The 14,409-nt window shown below is 71.9% G+C and carries 17 protein-coding genes and 5 tRNA genes; 16 read left to right on the plus strand and 6 right to left on the minus strand.

The genetic code is table 11. From position 1 onward, the window contains the following. The first annotated feature begins 745 nt into the window (after window positions 1–745). The 7 genes from AB0L29_RS08860 to AB0L29_RS08890 all read left to right on the plus strand — a co-directional run bounded on the left by AB0L29_RS08860 (window position 746) and on the right by AB0L29_RS08890 (window position 2,703). Window positions 746–1,477 (plus strand): HAD family hydrolase, encoded by a 732-nt coding sequence (locus AB0L29_RS08860; protein WP_365824849.1) that lies wholly within the window; start codon window positions 746–748, stop codon window positions 1,475–1,477. 94 nt (window positions 1,478–1,571) lie between these two features. Continuing rightward, window positions 1,572–1,643 (plus strand) — tRNA-Gln (locus AB0L29_RS08865). A 40-nt stretch (window positions 1,644–1,683) separates the two neighbouring features. Further along, window positions 1,684–1,756 (plus strand) — tRNA-Glu (locus tag AB0L29_RS08870). Window positions 1,757–1,797: 41 nt separating this feature from the next. Continuing rightward, window positions 1,798–1,870, plus strand: a tRNA-Glu gene (locus AB0L29_RS08875). A 21-nt stretch (window positions 1,871–1,891) separates the two neighbouring features. Then, window positions 1,892–1,963 (plus strand) — tRNA-Gln (locus tag AB0L29_RS08880). Between the two features lie 28 nt (window positions 1,964–1,991). Then, window positions 1,992–2,064 (plus strand) — tRNA-Glu (locus AB0L29_RS08885). 156 nt (window positions 2,065–2,220) lie between these two features. Continuing rightward, window positions 2,221–2,703 carry a DUF4188 domain-containing protein gene (locus tag AB0L29_RS08890; RefSeq protein WP_365825157.1) on the plus strand — a complete coding sequence of 161 codons (483 nt, stop codon included), beginning with the start codon at window positions 2,221–2,223 and terminating at the stop codon, window positions 2,701–2,703. Between the two features lie 107 nt (window positions 2,704–2,810). Here the strand turns inward: AB0L29_RS08890 and ndgR are convergent, their stop codons facing one another. Continuing rightward, window positions 2,811–3,527 (minus strand): IclR family transcriptional regulator NdgR, encoded by a 717-nt coding sequence (gene ndgR, locus AB0L29_RS08895; protein WP_023546516.1) that lies wholly within the window; start codon window positions 3,525–3,527, stop codon window positions 2,811–2,813. Between the two features lie 198 nt (window positions 3,528–3,725). On the opposite strand from ndgR, the gene leuC reads away from it, so the two are divergent. The 4 genes from leuC to AB0L29_RS08915 all read left to right on the plus strand — a co-directional run bounded on the left by leuC (window position 3,726) and on the right by AB0L29_RS08915 (window position 7,045). Beyond that, window positions 3,726–5,156, plus strand: a complete 1,431-nt coding sequence (gene leuC, locus AB0L29_RS08900; protein WP_365824851.1) for a 3-isopropylmalate dehydratase large subunit — start codon at window positions 3,726–3,728, stop codon at window positions 5,154–5,156. 6 nt (window positions 5,157–5,162) lie between these two features. Further along, complete coding sequence (gene leuD / locus AB0L29_RS08905; protein WP_365824853.1) at window positions 5,163–5,756, plus strand: 3-isopropylmalate dehydratase small subunit; 594 nt, start codon at window positions 5,163–5,165, stop codon at window positions 5,754–5,756. Between the two features lie 278 nt (window positions 5,757–6,034). Further along, window positions 6,035–6,265: a hypothetical protein gene (locus AB0L29_RS08910; RefSeq protein WP_365824855.1), complete on the plus strand. Its 231-nt coding sequence runs from the start codon at window positions 6,035–6,037 to the stop codon at window positions 6,263–6,265. Window positions 6,266–6,400: 135 nt separating this feature from the next. Next, window positions 6,401–7,045, plus strand: a complete 645-nt coding sequence (locus AB0L29_RS08915; protein ID WP_365824857.1) for an HU family DNA-binding protein — start codon at window positions 6,401–6,403, stop codon at window positions 7,043–7,045. 84 nt (window positions 7,046–7,129) lie between these two features. On the opposite strand, the gene AB0L29_RS08920 is transcribed toward AB0L29_RS08915, so the two are convergent. Beyond that, on the minus strand, window positions 7,130–7,333 hold the full coding sequence (locus AB0L29_RS08920) for a hypothetical protein (RefSeq protein ID WP_365824859.1): 204 nt from the start codon (window positions 7,331–7,333) through the stop codon (window positions 7,130–7,132). 9 nt (window positions 7,334–7,342) lie between these two features. Next, a complete protein-coding gene (gene cofC / locus AB0L29_RS08925; protein ID WP_365824861.1) occupies window positions 7,343–7,981 on the minus strand; it encodes a 2-phospho-L-lactate guanylyltransferase in 639 nt (212 codons plus the stop codon). Between the two features lie 156 nt (window positions 7,982–8,137). On the opposite strand from cofC, the gene AB0L29_RS08930 reads away from it, so the two are divergent. From AB0L29_RS08930 to AB0L29_RS08940, 3 genes are read left to right on the plus strand one after another with little or no spacing between them, the layout of a single operon-like run. Beyond that, window positions 8,138–8,914 (plus strand): lysophospholipid acyltransferase family protein, encoded by a 777-nt coding sequence (locus AB0L29_RS08930; protein ID WP_365824863.1) that lies wholly within the window; start codon window positions 8,138–8,140, stop codon window positions 8,912–8,914. Beyond that, complete coding sequence (locus AB0L29_RS08935; RefSeq protein ID WP_365824865.1) at window positions 8,911–9,921, plus strand: NAD(P)H-dependent glycerol-3-phosphate dehydrogenase; 1,011 nt, start codon at window positions 8,911–8,913, stop codon at window positions 9,919–9,921. The genes AB0L29_RS08930 and AB0L29_RS08935 overlap by 4 nt, the downstream gene beginning before the upstream one ends. Before the next feature lie 59 nt (window positions 9,922–9,980). Next, complete coding sequence (locus tag AB0L29_RS08940) at window positions 9,981–11,138, plus strand: D-alanine--D-alanine ligase family protein (RefSeq protein WP_365824867.1); 1,158 nt, start codon at window positions 9,981–9,983, stop codon at window positions 11,136–11,138. A gap of 7 nt (window positions 11,139–11,145) precedes the next feature. Here the strand turns inward: AB0L29_RS08940 and AB0L29_RS08945 are convergent, their stop codons facing one another. After that, window positions 11,146–11,655: a DUF3515 domain-containing protein gene (locus AB0L29_RS08945; RefSeq protein ID WP_365824869.1), complete on the minus strand. Its 510-nt coding sequence runs from the start codon at window positions 11,653–11,655 to the stop codon at window positions 11,146–11,148. Between the two features lie 20 nt (window positions 11,656–11,675). Beyond that, window positions 11,676–11,909 (minus strand): Lrp/AsnC ligand binding domain-containing protein, encoded by a 234-nt coding sequence (locus AB0L29_RS08950; RefSeq protein ID WP_324937439.1) that lies wholly within the window; start codon window positions 11,907–11,909, stop codon window positions 11,676–11,678. A 206-nt stretch (window positions 11,910–12,115) separates the two neighbouring features. On the opposite strand from AB0L29_RS08950, the gene AB0L29_RS08955 reads away from it, so the two are divergent. Further along, entirely contained in the window at window positions 12,116–13,081 is a 966-nt protein-coding gene (locus AB0L29_RS08955) for a thiamine-phosphate kinase (RefSeq protein ID WP_365824871.1), read from the plus strand. Next, window positions 13,078–13,890, plus strand: a complete 813-nt coding sequence (gene thiD / locus AB0L29_RS08960; RefSeq protein ID WP_365824873.1) for a bifunctional hydroxymethylpyrimidine kinase/phosphomethylpyrimidine kinase — start codon at window positions 13,078–13,080, stop codon at window positions 13,888–13,890. Before AB0L29_RS08955 ends, thiD begins: the two co-directional genes overlap by 4 nt. A 143-nt stretch (window positions 13,891–14,033) precedes the next feature. Here thiD and rpmB read toward each other — a convergent pair whose 3' ends face one another. Then, window positions 14,034–14,219, minus strand: a complete 186-nt coding sequence (rpmB, locus tag AB0L29_RS08965) for a 50S ribosomal protein L28 (protein WP_004924906.1) — start codon at window positions 14,217–14,219, stop codon at window positions 14,034–14,036. Window positions 14,220–14,409 lie beyond the last annotated feature (190 nt).

Below are 14,409 nucleotides of genomic sequence, written 5' to 3' on the forward strand. Positions count from 1 at the left end.
CCGGCAGACCCCCCCCCCCCGCGCCCCCCCCCCCCCGGGGCGCCCCCCCCCCCCCGCCCCCCGGGCCCGCCCCCCCGCGCTGTTCCGGGGGAGGGGACCGCGACCCGTTCACGAGGACTCGCGGCCGTGGCCCCCGGCGGGGCGACGGCCCTGTCGTGCGCCGTGCCGGCCACGCCGGTCCGGACGGCCTGGCCGCCGGCGCGGCCGGCACCAGGGGCACCGGCGCGGCCGCCCGGAAGCACCACTCCACCGGCGCCACGGCCACGGTCACCCTCCCCGAGGGCCACACCCACAAGGCCGGCGGCGGGCCGGAGCGCGGTCACCCAGAACGCCGCGGGCCGCCCTGCGCGCCGCCGCCGACGGCACCACCCGGAACCCGCCCGTCACCGGCCTGCCGCCCGGCGCCGGACCCACCGGCACCGCCGGCACCGCCGGCGCCGGTGTCACCCGGCGGCCCGGTCCGCCGCGTCGCCGTCGTGCACCGCCCGGCCGGCCCGGCCGATCCCGCACCGCCGCCGGGACGGTCGTGCGCGCCCCCGGCGGCGCCTCCACGGCCGCCGCCGTCCGAGCCTCCTGGAACGGCCCGCGGGGCGACGGCCGCCGGGCCGCCGGCGCCTCCACCCGGAAGCCGGCCGCCGAGCCCCGCGACGGTCACGGTCCCGGCGCGGCCCCGGCCCGGCCCCCGACCGGCACGAGCGCCGTGAACCGGCCCCCGGACCGGGCGCCGCCGGGATACCGTCGGGCCATGAGCATTCGCGCCGTGGTCTGGGACGTCGACGACACCCTCTTCGACTACACCACCGCGGACCGCGCGGGCATGCGCGCGCACCTGGCGGCCGAGGGCCTGCTCGACGCGTACGGCACCGCCGAGCAGGCCCTCGCGTTGTGGAGGGAGGCCACCCACCGGCACTGGGCCCGGTTCTCGGCGGGGGAGACGACCTTCGAGGGGCAGCGCCGCGACCGCGTCCGCACCTTCCTGGAGGCACGGCTGAGCGACGACGAGGCCGACGCCTGGTTCCGGCGCTACGTCGCCCACTACGAGGCCGCCTGGGCCCTCTTCCCCGACGTCCTGCCCGTCCTGGACGCCCTGGCCGCCAGCCACCGGCACGCGGTGCTGTCCAACTCCAGCCTCACCGTCCAGGACCGCAAGCTGCGCGTCCTCGGTGTCCACGACCGCTTCGAGACCATCCTGTGCGCCGCCGAGCTCGGCGTCTCCAAGCCCGAGGCCGGGGCGTTCCTGGCGGCCTGCGAGGCACTGGGGCTGCCGCCGCACCAGGTCGCGTACGTCGGCGACCACCCGGAGATCGACGGCCGCGGCGCCGCCGACGCCGGACTGCTGTCCGTCTGGATCGACCGCACCACCGCGTACGCGGACGGTGACCCGGCCGGCGGCCCGCACCGCATCGCGTCCCTCGCCGAACTGCCCTCCCTGCTCGGCTCCGATACTCGTTTTGGAGCCCCGTCCACCTTCGGGTAATGTTCTTCCTGCGCCGCCGGGGAGCGGGCCGCAAGGCCGGAGAACCCCCAAGCGCAGAACTAGAACAAGATCCCCTTTGGGGCTTGCGTTCCAGTGGCCTATGGTGTAATTGGCAGCACGACTGATTCTGGTTCAGTTAGTCTTGGTTCGAGTCCAGGTAGGCCAGCTCGCAGAGCTCATCTGCAACCCGCGGATCACATCCGCAAGCCCCCGTTGTGTAGCGGCCTAGCACGCTGCCCTCTCAAGGCAGTAGCGCCGGTTCGAATCCGGTCGGGGGTACTGGTTCCGAAGGGATCGACGATCCCGTCGGGACTGCTAGGGCCCCCGTTGTGTAGCGGCCTAGCACGCCGCCCTCTCAAGGCGGTAGCGCCGGTTCGAATCCGGTCGGGGGTACTGACTGGTCTAAACCATCATTGGTCTATGGTGTAATTGGCAGCACGACTGATTCTGGTTCAGTTAGTCTTGGTTCGAGTCCAGGTAGACCAGCTCGGATCTGCGGAAACGCAAGATCCACGCCCCCGTTGTGTAGCGGCCTAGCACGCCGCCCTCTCAAGGCGGTAGCGCCGGTTCGAATCCGGTCGGGGGTACATCGATGAAGGGCCCTCCCCTCGGGGAGGGCCCTTCGGCGTGTTCGGGCGAGTGCGCGTTCCCGGATCCTGTTGCGCCCTCCGTTGGGGAGTGGCACTATCCAATAAGGATAGTGACGCTATCCAAAAAGTTTCGGCGTGGAGGCGGAGGACGTCATGGGCAAGCCGATCGAAGGGCGCACGACTGCCGCGGGCGAGGGCGAGATCGTCGTCTTCCTCATCGGGATGCGCATCAACAGCTTCGCGGCACTGCGGAGTTGGGTGCCCGTGGCCAGGGCCATGGGACCGATGATCAGGGAGCTCTCCCGCGACGAGGACAGCGGGCTGCTGGGCCACCAGTTCCTGCTGGGCTTCCCGAGGGTGTTCTACCTGGTGCAGTACTGGGAATCCCACGACAAGCTCTTCGCGTACGCCTCGGCGCCGGACAGGGCGCACCGCCCGGCCTGGGCCGCCTTCAACCGGCGGCTGCGCGAGGGGAGGGGCAGGGTCGGCTTCTGGCACGAGACGTACGTCGTGCCGGCCGGGGCCCACGAGTCGGTGTACGTGAACATGCCCGAGTTCGGGCTGGGGCGGGCCACCGGAGTCGTGCCGGTGGGACGCCGCGGGGAACGTGCGGCCGATCGGCTCAGGATGAAGTGACCGGCACGGCGCGAGGCGGGCCCGGGGCGGGGACGCGCCCGGGGGCGGGACCGCCGCGGCGTTGAGGCGGCCGGCCCCCGGAGGCGTCGGACGGTGCGGCGCGGCGGTCAGCCCGAGCGGCGCAGGGCCTCGGAGAGGCGCGCGGCGGCGTCGATGACCGCCTGGGCGTGCATACGGCCCGGGTGGCGCGTCAGGCGTTCGATCGGACCGGAGACCGAGACGGCGGCCACCACGCGGTTGGAGGGGCCGCGCACGGGTGCGGAGACGGACGCGACGCCCGGCTCGCGCTCGCCGATCGACTGGGCCCAGCCGCGCCGCCGGACGCCCGAGAGGGCCGTCGCCGTGAAACGGGCGCCCTGCAGACCGCGGTGCAGCCGCTCGGGCTCCTCCCAGGCCAGCAGGATCTGCGCGGAGGAACCGGCCTTCATCGTCAGCGTCGAGCCGACCGGGACCGTGTCCCGCAGACCGGACAGGCGCTCCGCCGCGGCGACGCAGATGCGCATGTCGCCCTGGCGGCGGTAGAGCTGCGCGCTCTCGCCCGTGACGTCCCGGAGGTGGGTGAGCACCGGGCCGGCCGTCGCGAGCAGGCGGTCCTCGCCCGCCGCCGCGGCCAGCTCCGCCAGGCGCGGGCCGAGGATGAACCGGCCCTGCATGTCGCGCGCCACCATGCGGTGGTGCTCCAGGGCCACGGCCAGACGGTGGGCCGTGGGTCGTGCCAGTCCGGTGGCGCCGACCAGTCCCGCGAGGGTGGCCGGACCCGATTCCAGAGCGCTCAGGACGAGTGCCGCCTTGTCCAGAACGCCGACGCCGCTACTGTTGTCCATGAAACGATACTTGCGTCTCACTCTGTGAAACGCAAGTTCAATTTTCCGTGGAACGCGCCACCCTGGAAGACACGAAGTCACAGCGGCCCGTGACGTAAGGGCCTGGCGGCGGATGCCCGGAAACAAGGGGCGCGGGCGCCGCCTCCCCAAGATCTCTAGTTGGGTCGGCGCACGTCTTCGCCGGCCGGAGGGAAAGCGATGGGTAGGACACTCGCGGAGAAGGTCTGGGACGACCATGTCGTCCGGCGCGCCGAGGGCGAGCCCGACCTCCTCTACATCGATCTGCACCTGCTGCACGAGGTGACCAGCCCGCAGGCCTTCGACGGCCTTCGCAAGAGCGGCCGGAAGGTCCGCCGCCTCGACCTCACCATCGCCACCGAGGACCACAACACCCCCACCCTCGACATCGACAAGCCCATCGCCGACCCGGTCTCCCGGGCCCAGCTGGAGACCCTGCGCAAGAACTGCGCCGAGTTCGGTGTCCGGCTGCACCCGCTGGGCGACGTCGAGCAGGGCGTCGTCCACGTCGTCGGCCCGCAGCTGGGCCTGACCCAGCCCGGCACCACCGTCGTCTGCGGCGACTCCCACACCTCCACGCACGGCGCCTTCGGCGCGCTGGCGTTCGGCATCGGCACCTCCCAGGTCGAGCACGTGCTGGCCACCCAGACGCTGCCGATGACCCGCCCGAAGACCATGGCGATCACGGTCAACGGCGAACTGCCCGAGGGCGTCACGGCCAAGGACCTCATCCTGGCGATCATCGCGAGGATCGGCACGGGCGGCGGCCAGGGCTACGTCCTGGAGTACCGCGGCGAGGCCATCGAGAAGCTCTCGATGGAGGCCCGGATGACCATCTGCAACATGTCGATCGAGGCCGGCGCCCGCGCGGGCATGATCGCTCCCGACGAGACGACCTTCGCCTACCTCAAGGGCCGCCCGCACGCCCCCGAGGGCGCCGACTGGGACGCGGCGGTCGCGTACTGGAAGACGCTGAGGACCGACGACGACGCCGAGTTCGACGCCGAGGTGGTCATCGAGGCCGCCGAGCTGTCGCCGTTCGTCACCTGGGGGACCAACCCGGGGCAGGGCGCACCGCTTTCGGCGTCCGTCCCCGACCCCGCTTCGTACGAAGACGCTTCGGAGCGCCTCGCCGCCGAAAAGGCCCTGGAGTACATGGGGTTGGAGGCCGGGCAGCCGCTGCGCTCCATCAAGGTGGACACCGTCTTCGTAGGCTCCTGCACCAACGGCCGCATCGAGGACCTGCGCAACGCCGCCGAGATCCTGCGCGGCCGCAAAGTCGCCGACGGCGTACGGATGCTGGTCGTCCCGGGCTCCGCGCGGGTGGGCCTGCAGGCCGTCTCCGAGGGCCTGGACGTGGTCTTCAAGGAGGCCGGCGCCGAGTGGCGGCACGCGGGCTGCTCGATGTGCCTGGGCATGAACCCCGACCAGCTCGCCCCGGGGGAGCGCTCCGCGTCCACCTCCAACCGCAACTTCGAGGGCCGGCAGGGCAAGGGCGGCCGTACCCACCTGGTGTCTCCGCAGGTCGCGGCGGCCACCGCGGTCCTCGGCCACCTCGCCTCCCCGGCCGACCTGGCCGACGCCGACACCCGTACGCCCGCTGGAGTCTGATCAGTCATGGAAGCATTCACCACGCACACCGGCCGGGCCGTCCCGCTGCGCCGCAGCAACGTCGACACCGACCAGATCATCCCCGCCCACTGGCTCAAGAAGGTCACGCGGGACGGGTTCGAGGACGGGCTGTTCGAGGCCTGGCGCAAGGACCCGGAGTTCGTGCTCAACCGGCCCGAGCGGCAGGGCGCGACCGTCCTGGTCGCCGGCCCCGACTTCGGCACCGGCTCCTCCCGCGAGCACGCCGTGTGGGCGCTGCAGAACTACGGCTTCAAGACCGTGATCTCCTCACGCTTCGCGGACATCTTCCGCGGCAACTCGCTCAAGAACGGGCTGCTCACGGTGGTCCTGGAGCAGAAGATCGTGGACGCGCTGTGGGAGCTCACCGAGCGGGACCCGCAGACCGAGATCACCGTCGACCTGGTCGCCCGCGAGGTGCGCGCCGAGGGCGTCACCGCCTCCTTCGAGCTGGACGAGAACTCCCGCTGGCGGCTGCTGAACGGCCTCGACGACATCTCGATCACCCTGCGGAACGAGGACGACATCGCCACCTACGAGGCCCGCCGCCCGTCCTTCAAGCCGCGGACCCTCCCGGTCTGACCCGCGGCACGGTCCCGGGCAGCCGGACAGGTCGAGTTTCGGCCACCCAACATCCCCCGCCGTACCCCCGATCGTCCCCGATCGGGGGTACGGCCGTATTCGCACCCGGACGGCCCTGCGCACCGCCCCGCTGACGCTCAACTTCCCACGTTACGGCGGTGGTTGCCGGGGTAGGCGAGGAGTGCAGCCGTGGCTTCCACCGGTGCCCGGACGGCTGCCGAAGGCGGCAGTTGCACCCTGCGCAGGCGACAACTTGCCCTAGATGGCACAATCTGTGCATGGAACACGACGGCCAACTCGAGCTCTATGCGGCGGTCGCGGTCCGGCTCAAGGAAGCGCACGCGAAGGTGCGCGCACTGCAAGTCCCGGAGGGCGTACGGATGGCGCTGACCCGGAAGCTGCTGGTCATTACGGCCGCGGCCAAACACGATCTTGTCGGTGCGGCAAGGCGGCTGGAGCGGTTCACCGCGGACCTCGACGAGGGGCTTCTCCCCGGCGAGGAACGCTGAGCGGTCCGAGGCGGCCGAGCCTGCTGCGGCACAAGGGTGATAAGCCCGTTTCGTGTTTGATTTGCGGTATATATCTGCCTAACGTGCGAAAAGCTTGAACAGTTTCGTTCTGGCGATGTCTCCGAAGGGGAAGACGTGAACAAGGCGCAGCTCGTAGAAGCGATTGCCGACAAGATGGGCGGCCGCCAGCAGGCCGCCGATGCTGTCGACCATGTACTGGACGCCATCGTCCGCGCGGTCGTCGCGGGTGAACGGGTCTCGGTCACCGGCTTCGGTTCCTTCGAGAAGGTCGACCGTCCGGCCCGCTACGCCCGCAATCCCCAGACGGGCGAGCGGGTTCGGGTCAAGAAGACCTCGGTTCCCCGCTTCCGCGCGGGTCAGGGCTTCAAGGACCTGGTCAGCGGCTCGAAGAAGCTCCCGAAGGGCGACATCGCGGTCAAGAAGGCGCCCAAGGGCAGCCTGTCCGGCGCGCCGGCCACCATCTCCAAGTCCGTGGGCAAGAAGGCCGCGGCCAAGAAGACGGCGGGTGCGGCGAAGACGACGACGGCGAAGAAGACGACGGCCAAGAAGGCGACCACCAAGACGGCCGCCGCCAAGAAGACCACGGCGAAGAAGGCGCCCGCCAAGAAGACCACGGCGACCGCCAAGACCACCGCCGCGAAGAAGACCACCACCGCCAAGAAGGCCCCGGCGAAGAAGGCGACGGCCAAGAAGGCGCCCGCCAAGAAGACGGCGGCGCGCAGCACCGCCAAGAAGACCACCGCCGCCCGCAAGAAGTAAGGGCAGGCCGCAGGGGCACCCACACGCCGGGCCGGACTCCGCCGCGGAGTCCGGCCCGCGGCGTGTCCGCGGTGCCCAGGGCGTTCAGAGTGTCTGAAGGGTCACGAGAGTGATCCGCAGGCCGTCCCGCGGGCCCTCCACCTCGATGCGCACCCGCTGTCCCGGCCTGAGCAGCCGCAGGCCCCCCGCGTCGAACGCCGCCGCGTCGAAGGGCACCGGGGTGCCGTCGTCCAGCAGCACCTGCCCGCTGCGGCTTTCGGGGTCGTACGTGTAAGCGGTCGCCTGCATGGCGGCAGCCTACTGCCCGGGTGCCGCCAGCCGCGCGGCGACCGCGGCCGTGCGGGGACCCACGCCCAGGGCGAGCGCGGCGCGCAGGTCGTCGCCGGTGTCCACGTCCTGGCGTACGGAATCCACGCCGGCGAGGCACAGTTCCACGGCACCGGAGGCGCGGTGGCGGGCCCGGGAACCGGGGCCGAAAGCGGGGAGCAACGCCCGGCCCGGGGCGGCGGCCAGCAGCGTCGTGCCGATTGCGGCCGCATCCGGAAGAAATGCCCGGGGGAATTCCGCGGCCGCGTCCAGTACTCGTGACAATTCCAGCGGGCGCAATGCCGGCAGATCTGCGTTCAGGGCCGCCAGGGGACTTTCGGGACGGGCGGACCGCACGACCGCCGCCGCGTGGGCGAGAGCGGCGTTCAGGCCGCCGCCCGGCTCGTCGGGGACGATCCGGGCGCCCAGGGCGGCCAGCTCCCGGCCGGCCCGCGGGTCGTCCGTGACGACCACCACATCCTTCACCGCGGGGCACGCCAGCGCGGCGCCCGCCGTGTCCAGTGCGAACGCGAGCGCCAGGCCCGGCCGCAGCCCGTCGTCCGCGGTGTCCGAGAGCCTGCTCTTGGCCTTCGCCAGCGGCTTCAGGGGTACGACCAAGGTCCACAGCACGAGCGTCCCGTCCCTCTCTTGTCGCGGCCATTGTCACCCCGGTCATCGGGGAGGCGTCGTGCCGGGGCGTACCGTGTCCTCGACAGACCGGCGGCCCGGGGCGACACTTGTGCGGCTCCCCTGGCCCCGTTCCAGGCCCTAGAGGAAGGTGTCCGCGTGCCCCGCCGCAGAATCGGCTTCTGGTACCGCTTCGCCGCGGTGATCTGCAAACCGCCGCTGGTGGTTCTGCTCAAGCGGGACTGGCGTGGAATGGAGCACATTCCGGCTGAGGGGGGATTCATCACCGTGGTGAACCACAATTCCCACATCGATCCCCTCGCGTACGGGCACTTCCAGTACAACACCGGCCGCGTCCCGCGATTCCTCGCCAAGAGCGGGCTTTTCGGGAAGGGATTCGTCGGTGCCGCGATGCGCGGCACCGGGCAGATCCCCGTCTACCGCGAGAGCACGGACGCGCTCAGCGCCTTCCGCGCCGCCATCGACGCCGTGCAGCGCGGCGAGTGCGTGGCCTTCTATCCCGAGGGCACCCTCACCCGCGACCCCGACGGCTGGCCCATGACCGGCAAGACCGGTGCCGCGCGGGTCGCCCTGGAGACCAAGTGCCCGGTGATCCCCGTCGCCCAGTGGGGCGCCAACGAGGTGCTGCCGCCGTACGCCAGGAAACCGCGCCTCTTCCCGCGCAAGACCCACCGCGTCCTGGCCGGGCCGCCGGTGGACCTCTCCCGCTTCTACGACCGGGAGATGACCCCGGAGCTGCTCAAGGAGGCGACCGAGGTCATCATGGCGGCGATCACCCGCCAGCTGGAGCTGATCCGCGGCGAGCGGGCGCCCGCCACTCCCTACGATCCGCGCCGGGAGCGGATCGAGCAGCGGCGCCGGACTCAGGCGCAGACGCAGGGCGGGCGCGTGCGGGAAAAGGGGCTGGGCAAGTGAGCAAGCCGGTCAAGGCGGCCGTCTTCGGCACCGGATCGTGGGGCACGGCGTTCGGCATGGTCCTCGCCGACGCGGGGTGCGAGGTCGTGCTGTGGGGCCGCCGCCCCGAACTCGCCGAGGCGGTCAACTCCACCCGGACCAACCCCGACTACCTGCCCGGCGTCGAACTCCCGGAGAGCGTGCGGGCCACCACCGACGCCGCCGAGGCCGCCGACGGCGCCGACTTCACCGTCCTCGCGGTCCCCTCGCAGACGCTGCGCGGCAACCTCGCCGACTGGACGCCGCTGCTCGCCCCCGACACGGTCCTGGTGTCGCTGATGAAGGGCATCGAACTCGGCTCCGCGATGCGGATGAGCGAGGTCGTCGACGACGTCGCCAAGGTCGGCCGGGACCGGATCGCCGTGGTCACCGGGCCCAACCTGGCCCGGGAGATCGCCGCCCGCATGCCGGCCGCCGCCGTGGTCGCCTGCACCGACGAGACCGTCGCCCAGCGCCTCCAGGCCGCCTGCCACACGCCCTACTTCCGTCCGTACACCAACACGGACGTGGTGGGCTGCGAGCTCGGCGGAGCGGTGAAGAACGTGATCGGGCTGGCCGTCGGCATCGCGGACGGCATGGGGCTCGGCGACAACGCCAAGGGCTCGCTCATCACGCGCGGGCTCGCCGAGACCACCCGGCTCGGTGTCGCCCTCGGCGCCGACCCGCTGACCTTCTCCGGACTCGCCGGCCTGGGCGACCTGGTGGCCACCTGTTCCTCGCCGCTGTCGCGCAACCACACCTTCGGCACCAACCTCGGCAAGGGCATGACCCTGCAGGAGACCATCGCGGTCACCAGGCAGACCGCCGAGGGCGTCAAGTCCTGCGAGTCGGTGCTCGATCTGGCCCGCCGGCACGGCGTCGACATGCCGATCACCGAGACGGTCGTCGGCATCGTGCACGAGGGCAAGCCTCCGGTGGTGGCCCTGAAGGAGCTGATGTCGCGCAGCGCGAAGCCGGAACGACGCTGAGCGACGCGAGGCGGCGGGCGCTGTCTCCGCGCCCTACCACCGGGTACTCTCATCGCGATATGAGCACCGAGAACCTCCCCCAGAGTCCCGAGCAGCCGTCTCGCAAGCCGCGTGTGGCCGTCGTGTTCGGTGGACGCAGCTCCGAACACGGGATCTCCGTGGTCACCGCCGGCGCCGTTCTGCGGGCCATCGACCGGACGAAGTACGACGTCCTGCCGATCGGCATCACCCAGGACGGCCGCTGGGCGCTCACCGCCGACGAGCCCGGGCGCATGGCGATCGTCGACCGCAGGCAGCCCAGCGTCGAGCAGCTCGCCGAGTCGACCGAGGGCGGCGTGGTGCTCCCCGTCGAGCCCGGCAACCGCGAAGTCGTCTACAGCGAACCCGGTTCGGTGCCCAAGGCGCTCGGCGAGGTCGACGTGGTCTTCCCGGTGCTGCACGGCCCGTACGGCGAGGACGGCACCCTGCAGGGACTCCTGGAGCTCTCCGGCGTCCCGTACGTGGGTTCGGGTGTGCTCTCCTCGGCCGTCGGCCAGGACAAGGAGTACATGAAGCGGGTGTTCACCTCGTTCGGGCTCAAGGTGGGTCCCTACGTGGTGATCCGGCCGCGGGAGTGGGAGCGCGACGAGTCCGCCGCCCGCAGGAAGATCGTCGACTTCGCCGGCGAGCACGGCTGGCCGCTGTTCGTGAAGCCCGCGCGCGCGGGCTCGTCGATCGGCATCACCAAGGTCGACGACCTCTCCGGCCTGGACGAGGCGATCGCCGAGGCCCGGCGGCACGACCCGAAGATCCTCGTGGAGGCCGCGCTGCGCGGTCGCGAGATCGAGTGCGGCGTGCTGGAGTTCGAGGACGGCCCGCGGGCCTCCGTGCCGGCCGAGATCCCGCCGCCCGAGGCGCACGCGTACTACGACTTCGAGGCCAAGTACATCGACTCCACCCCCGGCGTCGTGCCCGCCCCGCTGACCGAGGAGGAGACCGCCGAGGTCCAGCGGCTCGCCGTGGAGGCGTTCGAGGCGGCCTCCTGCGAGGGCCTGGTGCGGGCGGACTTCTTCCTCACCGAGGACGGCGAGTTCGTGATCAACGAGATCAACACGATGCCCGGCTTCACGCCCATCTCGATGTACCCGCAGATGTGGCAGGCGAGCGGGATCAGCTACCCCGAGCTGGTGGACCGCCTGGTGCAGGCGGCGCTGCGCCGCTCGACCGGCCTGCGCTGAAGCACGCTCAGGAGGCGATCCCCTCGGGGATCGCCTCCTTGACGGCCGGGGCGAGGTCGATCAGGACGCCGCTGGTGTCCTGACCCCTGGGCACGTGCACCTCGACGTACGCCTCACGGTTGGCGGTGGTGAAGCGGAACGCGCCGTCGTCCTGCCTCTCCATCAGCCAGTCGACGCCGTCGACGCCCCCGGGGAGCGCGTCCGGGTCGCGCCCGTCGGCCACCTCGGGGTCGGCCATCTTCGGCGGCCGTGCGACACCGCACCGCAGTATGATCGCCGGGCTGCCCCAGCCCGCGGTCAGCGCGGACGCGGGCTCGGGGTCGTCGCGGCTCTCACCGTCCACCTTCGCCGGCAGTGCCTTGTCCAGGTTCCGGCACAGCTTCGTGGCCTTCGCGTCCGGGCTGGGAACCGCCGCCGACCCGGTGCCGTCTGCTGAGGAGCAGCCCGCGGCGGCGATCAGCAGGGCGAGCGGGGGCAGGCCGAGGGTGAAACGGTGCCGGTGACGGAAGGAGTTCACCGGCACAGCGTAGACGGGGGCTACAGATGCACGACCGGGCAGGTCAGGGTGCGGGTGATGCCGTCCACTTGCTGGACCTTGGCGACCACCATGCGGCCCAGGTCGTCGACGGTGTCGGCCTCGGCCCGCACGATCACGTCGTACGGCCCCGTCACGTCCTCGGCCTGGATCACTCCAGGGATCTTGCTGATCGTCTCCGCGACGGTCGACGCCTTGCCGACCTCCGTCTGGATCAGGATGTACGCCTGTACCACGGAACCTCCAGGGCGGCCACGAGGATCATGTGGGGAAAAGGAACGCCACGGTATCGCGTCGCCGCTCGCCGCGGGGAGACCTGCGGGAACCGGGTCTTGCGCGCCGGGGTGGAGGCACGGCAGATATGGACGGTCACTTCGACCGTAGCGAGGGCGCAAGGGACTCGCGACCGGGCACGGACAGGGACAGAAGGGGAGAAAGGGCAATGAAGGGCACTGTTGGTGAGCTCGGGGAGTTCGGGCTCATCAGGGAGCTCACCTCCCGTCTCACCACCACCCCGGCGGTCCGGGTCGGCCCCGGCGACGACGCCGCGGTGGTGGCCGCGCCCGACCGCAGGGTCGTGGCCAGCACCGACATCCTCGTGGAGGGGCGGCACTTCCGCCGCGACTGGTCCACCGCCTACGACGTGGGCCGCAAGGCCGCCGCGCAGAACCTCGCGGACATCGCCGCCATGGGAGCCGTGCCGACCGCGCTGCTGCTCGGTCTGGTCGTGCCCGCCGAACTGCCGGTGACCTGGCCGACCGAGCTGATGGACGGTCTGCGCGACGAGTGCCAGGTCGCGGGCGCCGCCGTGGTCGGCGGCGACGTGGTGCGCGGCGACACCATCACGGTGTCGATCACCGCGCTCGGCGACCTGCGCAACCAGGAGCCCGTGACGCGGGCCGGAGCGCAGCCCGGCGACCTCGTCGCGGTGACCGGCTGGCTGGGCTGGTCGGCCGCCGGGTACGCGGTGCTGTCGCGCGGGTTCCGCTCGCCGCGGGCGTTCGTCGAGGCACACCGGCGCCCCGAGCCGCCGTACCACGCGGGGCCGGCCGCCGCCGCGCTCGGCGCGACCGCGATGTGCGACGTCAGCGACGGGCTGATCGCGGACCTCGGGCACATCGCCGAGGCCAGCAAGGTGCGCATCGACATCCGCTCCGGGGCGGTCGACATCCCCTCCCAGATGAACGACATCGGGCAGGCCGTCGGCGTCGACCCCATGCAGTGGGTGCTGACCGGGGGAGAGGACCACGCGATCGTGGCGACCTTCCCGCCGGACGTGAAGCTGCCCGCCCGCTGGAAGGTCATCGGCGAGGTCCTCAACCCCTCGGCACTGCCCCAGGTCACCGTCGACGGGGCGCCGTGGACGACCCAGGGCGGCTGGGACCACTTCGGGGACATCGAGTCGTGAGCGCCGCGAACGTGCCGCCGCCGCGGGTGCTGACGGTCGCGGGCTCCGACTCCGGCGGGGGCGCGGGCATCCAGGCCGACCTGAAGACCATGCTCGCGCTCGGCGTGCACGGCATGAGCGTGGTCACGGCGGTGACCGCGCAGAACTCCGTGGGCGTGCAGGGCGTCTGGGAACTGCCGGTGGAGGCGGTGCGGGCCCAGTACCGCAGCGTCGTCGACGACATCGGCGTCCAGGCGGTCAAGACCGGGATGCTCGCCTCGGCGGAACTCGTCGAGGCGGTGGCCGAGTTGATCGCCGGGACGGACGCGCCGGCGGTGGTCGACCCGGTGGGGGTGTCCAAGCACGGGGACGCGCTGCTGGCGGCCTCGGCGCTGGACGCCGTGCGGACGAGGCTGCTGCCGGTCGCCACGGTCGCCACGCCGAACCTCGACGAGGTGACCCAGCTCACCGGGGTGCGCGTCGGGTCGGAGCGGGACCTGCGGCGGGCGGCGGCCGCCGTGCTGGCGTACGGGCCCCGATGGGTGGTGATCAAGGGCGGGCACCTGTCGGGCGCGGCCGTGGACCTGCTCACCGACGGGTCCGAGGAGCACTGGCTGCGGGCGCCGAGGCACGACAACCGGCACACCCACGGCACGGGCTGCACGCTCGCCTCGGCGATCGCCTCCCAGCTCGCGAAGGGGCGGTCCGTGCCCGAGGCGGTGGCGGCGGCCAAGGAGTACGTCACCGGGGCGATCGCGGCCGGGTTCGCCCTCGGCGGCGGGATCGGGCCGGTGGACCACGGGTGGGCGCTCGGCGGGGACGCCCGCTGAGCCGGCCCGGCGGTGCCGCGCCCGGGCACGGCAGAGAGCCGGCCCACCGTGAGGTGGACCGGCTCAGTGCAGCGAACCAGCAGAGGCCGCGCGTGAGGGGGCTCCCCCTGGCTCGAGTGAAGTCGAGAGCTGGGGGATGAGCGTCAGCGCGAGACCTTGCCGGCCTTGATGCACGAGGTGCAAGCGTTCACGCGCTTCGGCGTCCCGCCGACCACGGTACGCACGCGCTGGATGTTCGGGTTCCAGCGACGGGGCGTACGGCGGTGCGAGTGCGAGATGTTGTTGCCGAAGCCCGGCCCCTTGCCGCAGACGTCGCAGTTGGCAGCCACGGGTCACTCCAAAGACTTCAGATGCACTTACGGTTAATCCCGGCATGCCGGGATCGAGATCCTAGGGCTCCAGGAGCCGGCAGGGATCTGAGTGGCGCTGCCAGGGGGAAAGGCCCGACCAGGATCGGGCAACCGGAGCAGCATACAACGACTGCGCCCGTGCAACGAAACTACCACGGCGGCCCGGGGC

The sequence above is a fragment of the Streptomyces sp. NPDC052701 genome (genome assembly GCF_040678355.1).
Classification (GTDB): domain Bacteria; phylum Actinomycetota; class Actinomycetes; order Streptomycetales; family Streptomycetaceae; genus Streptomyces.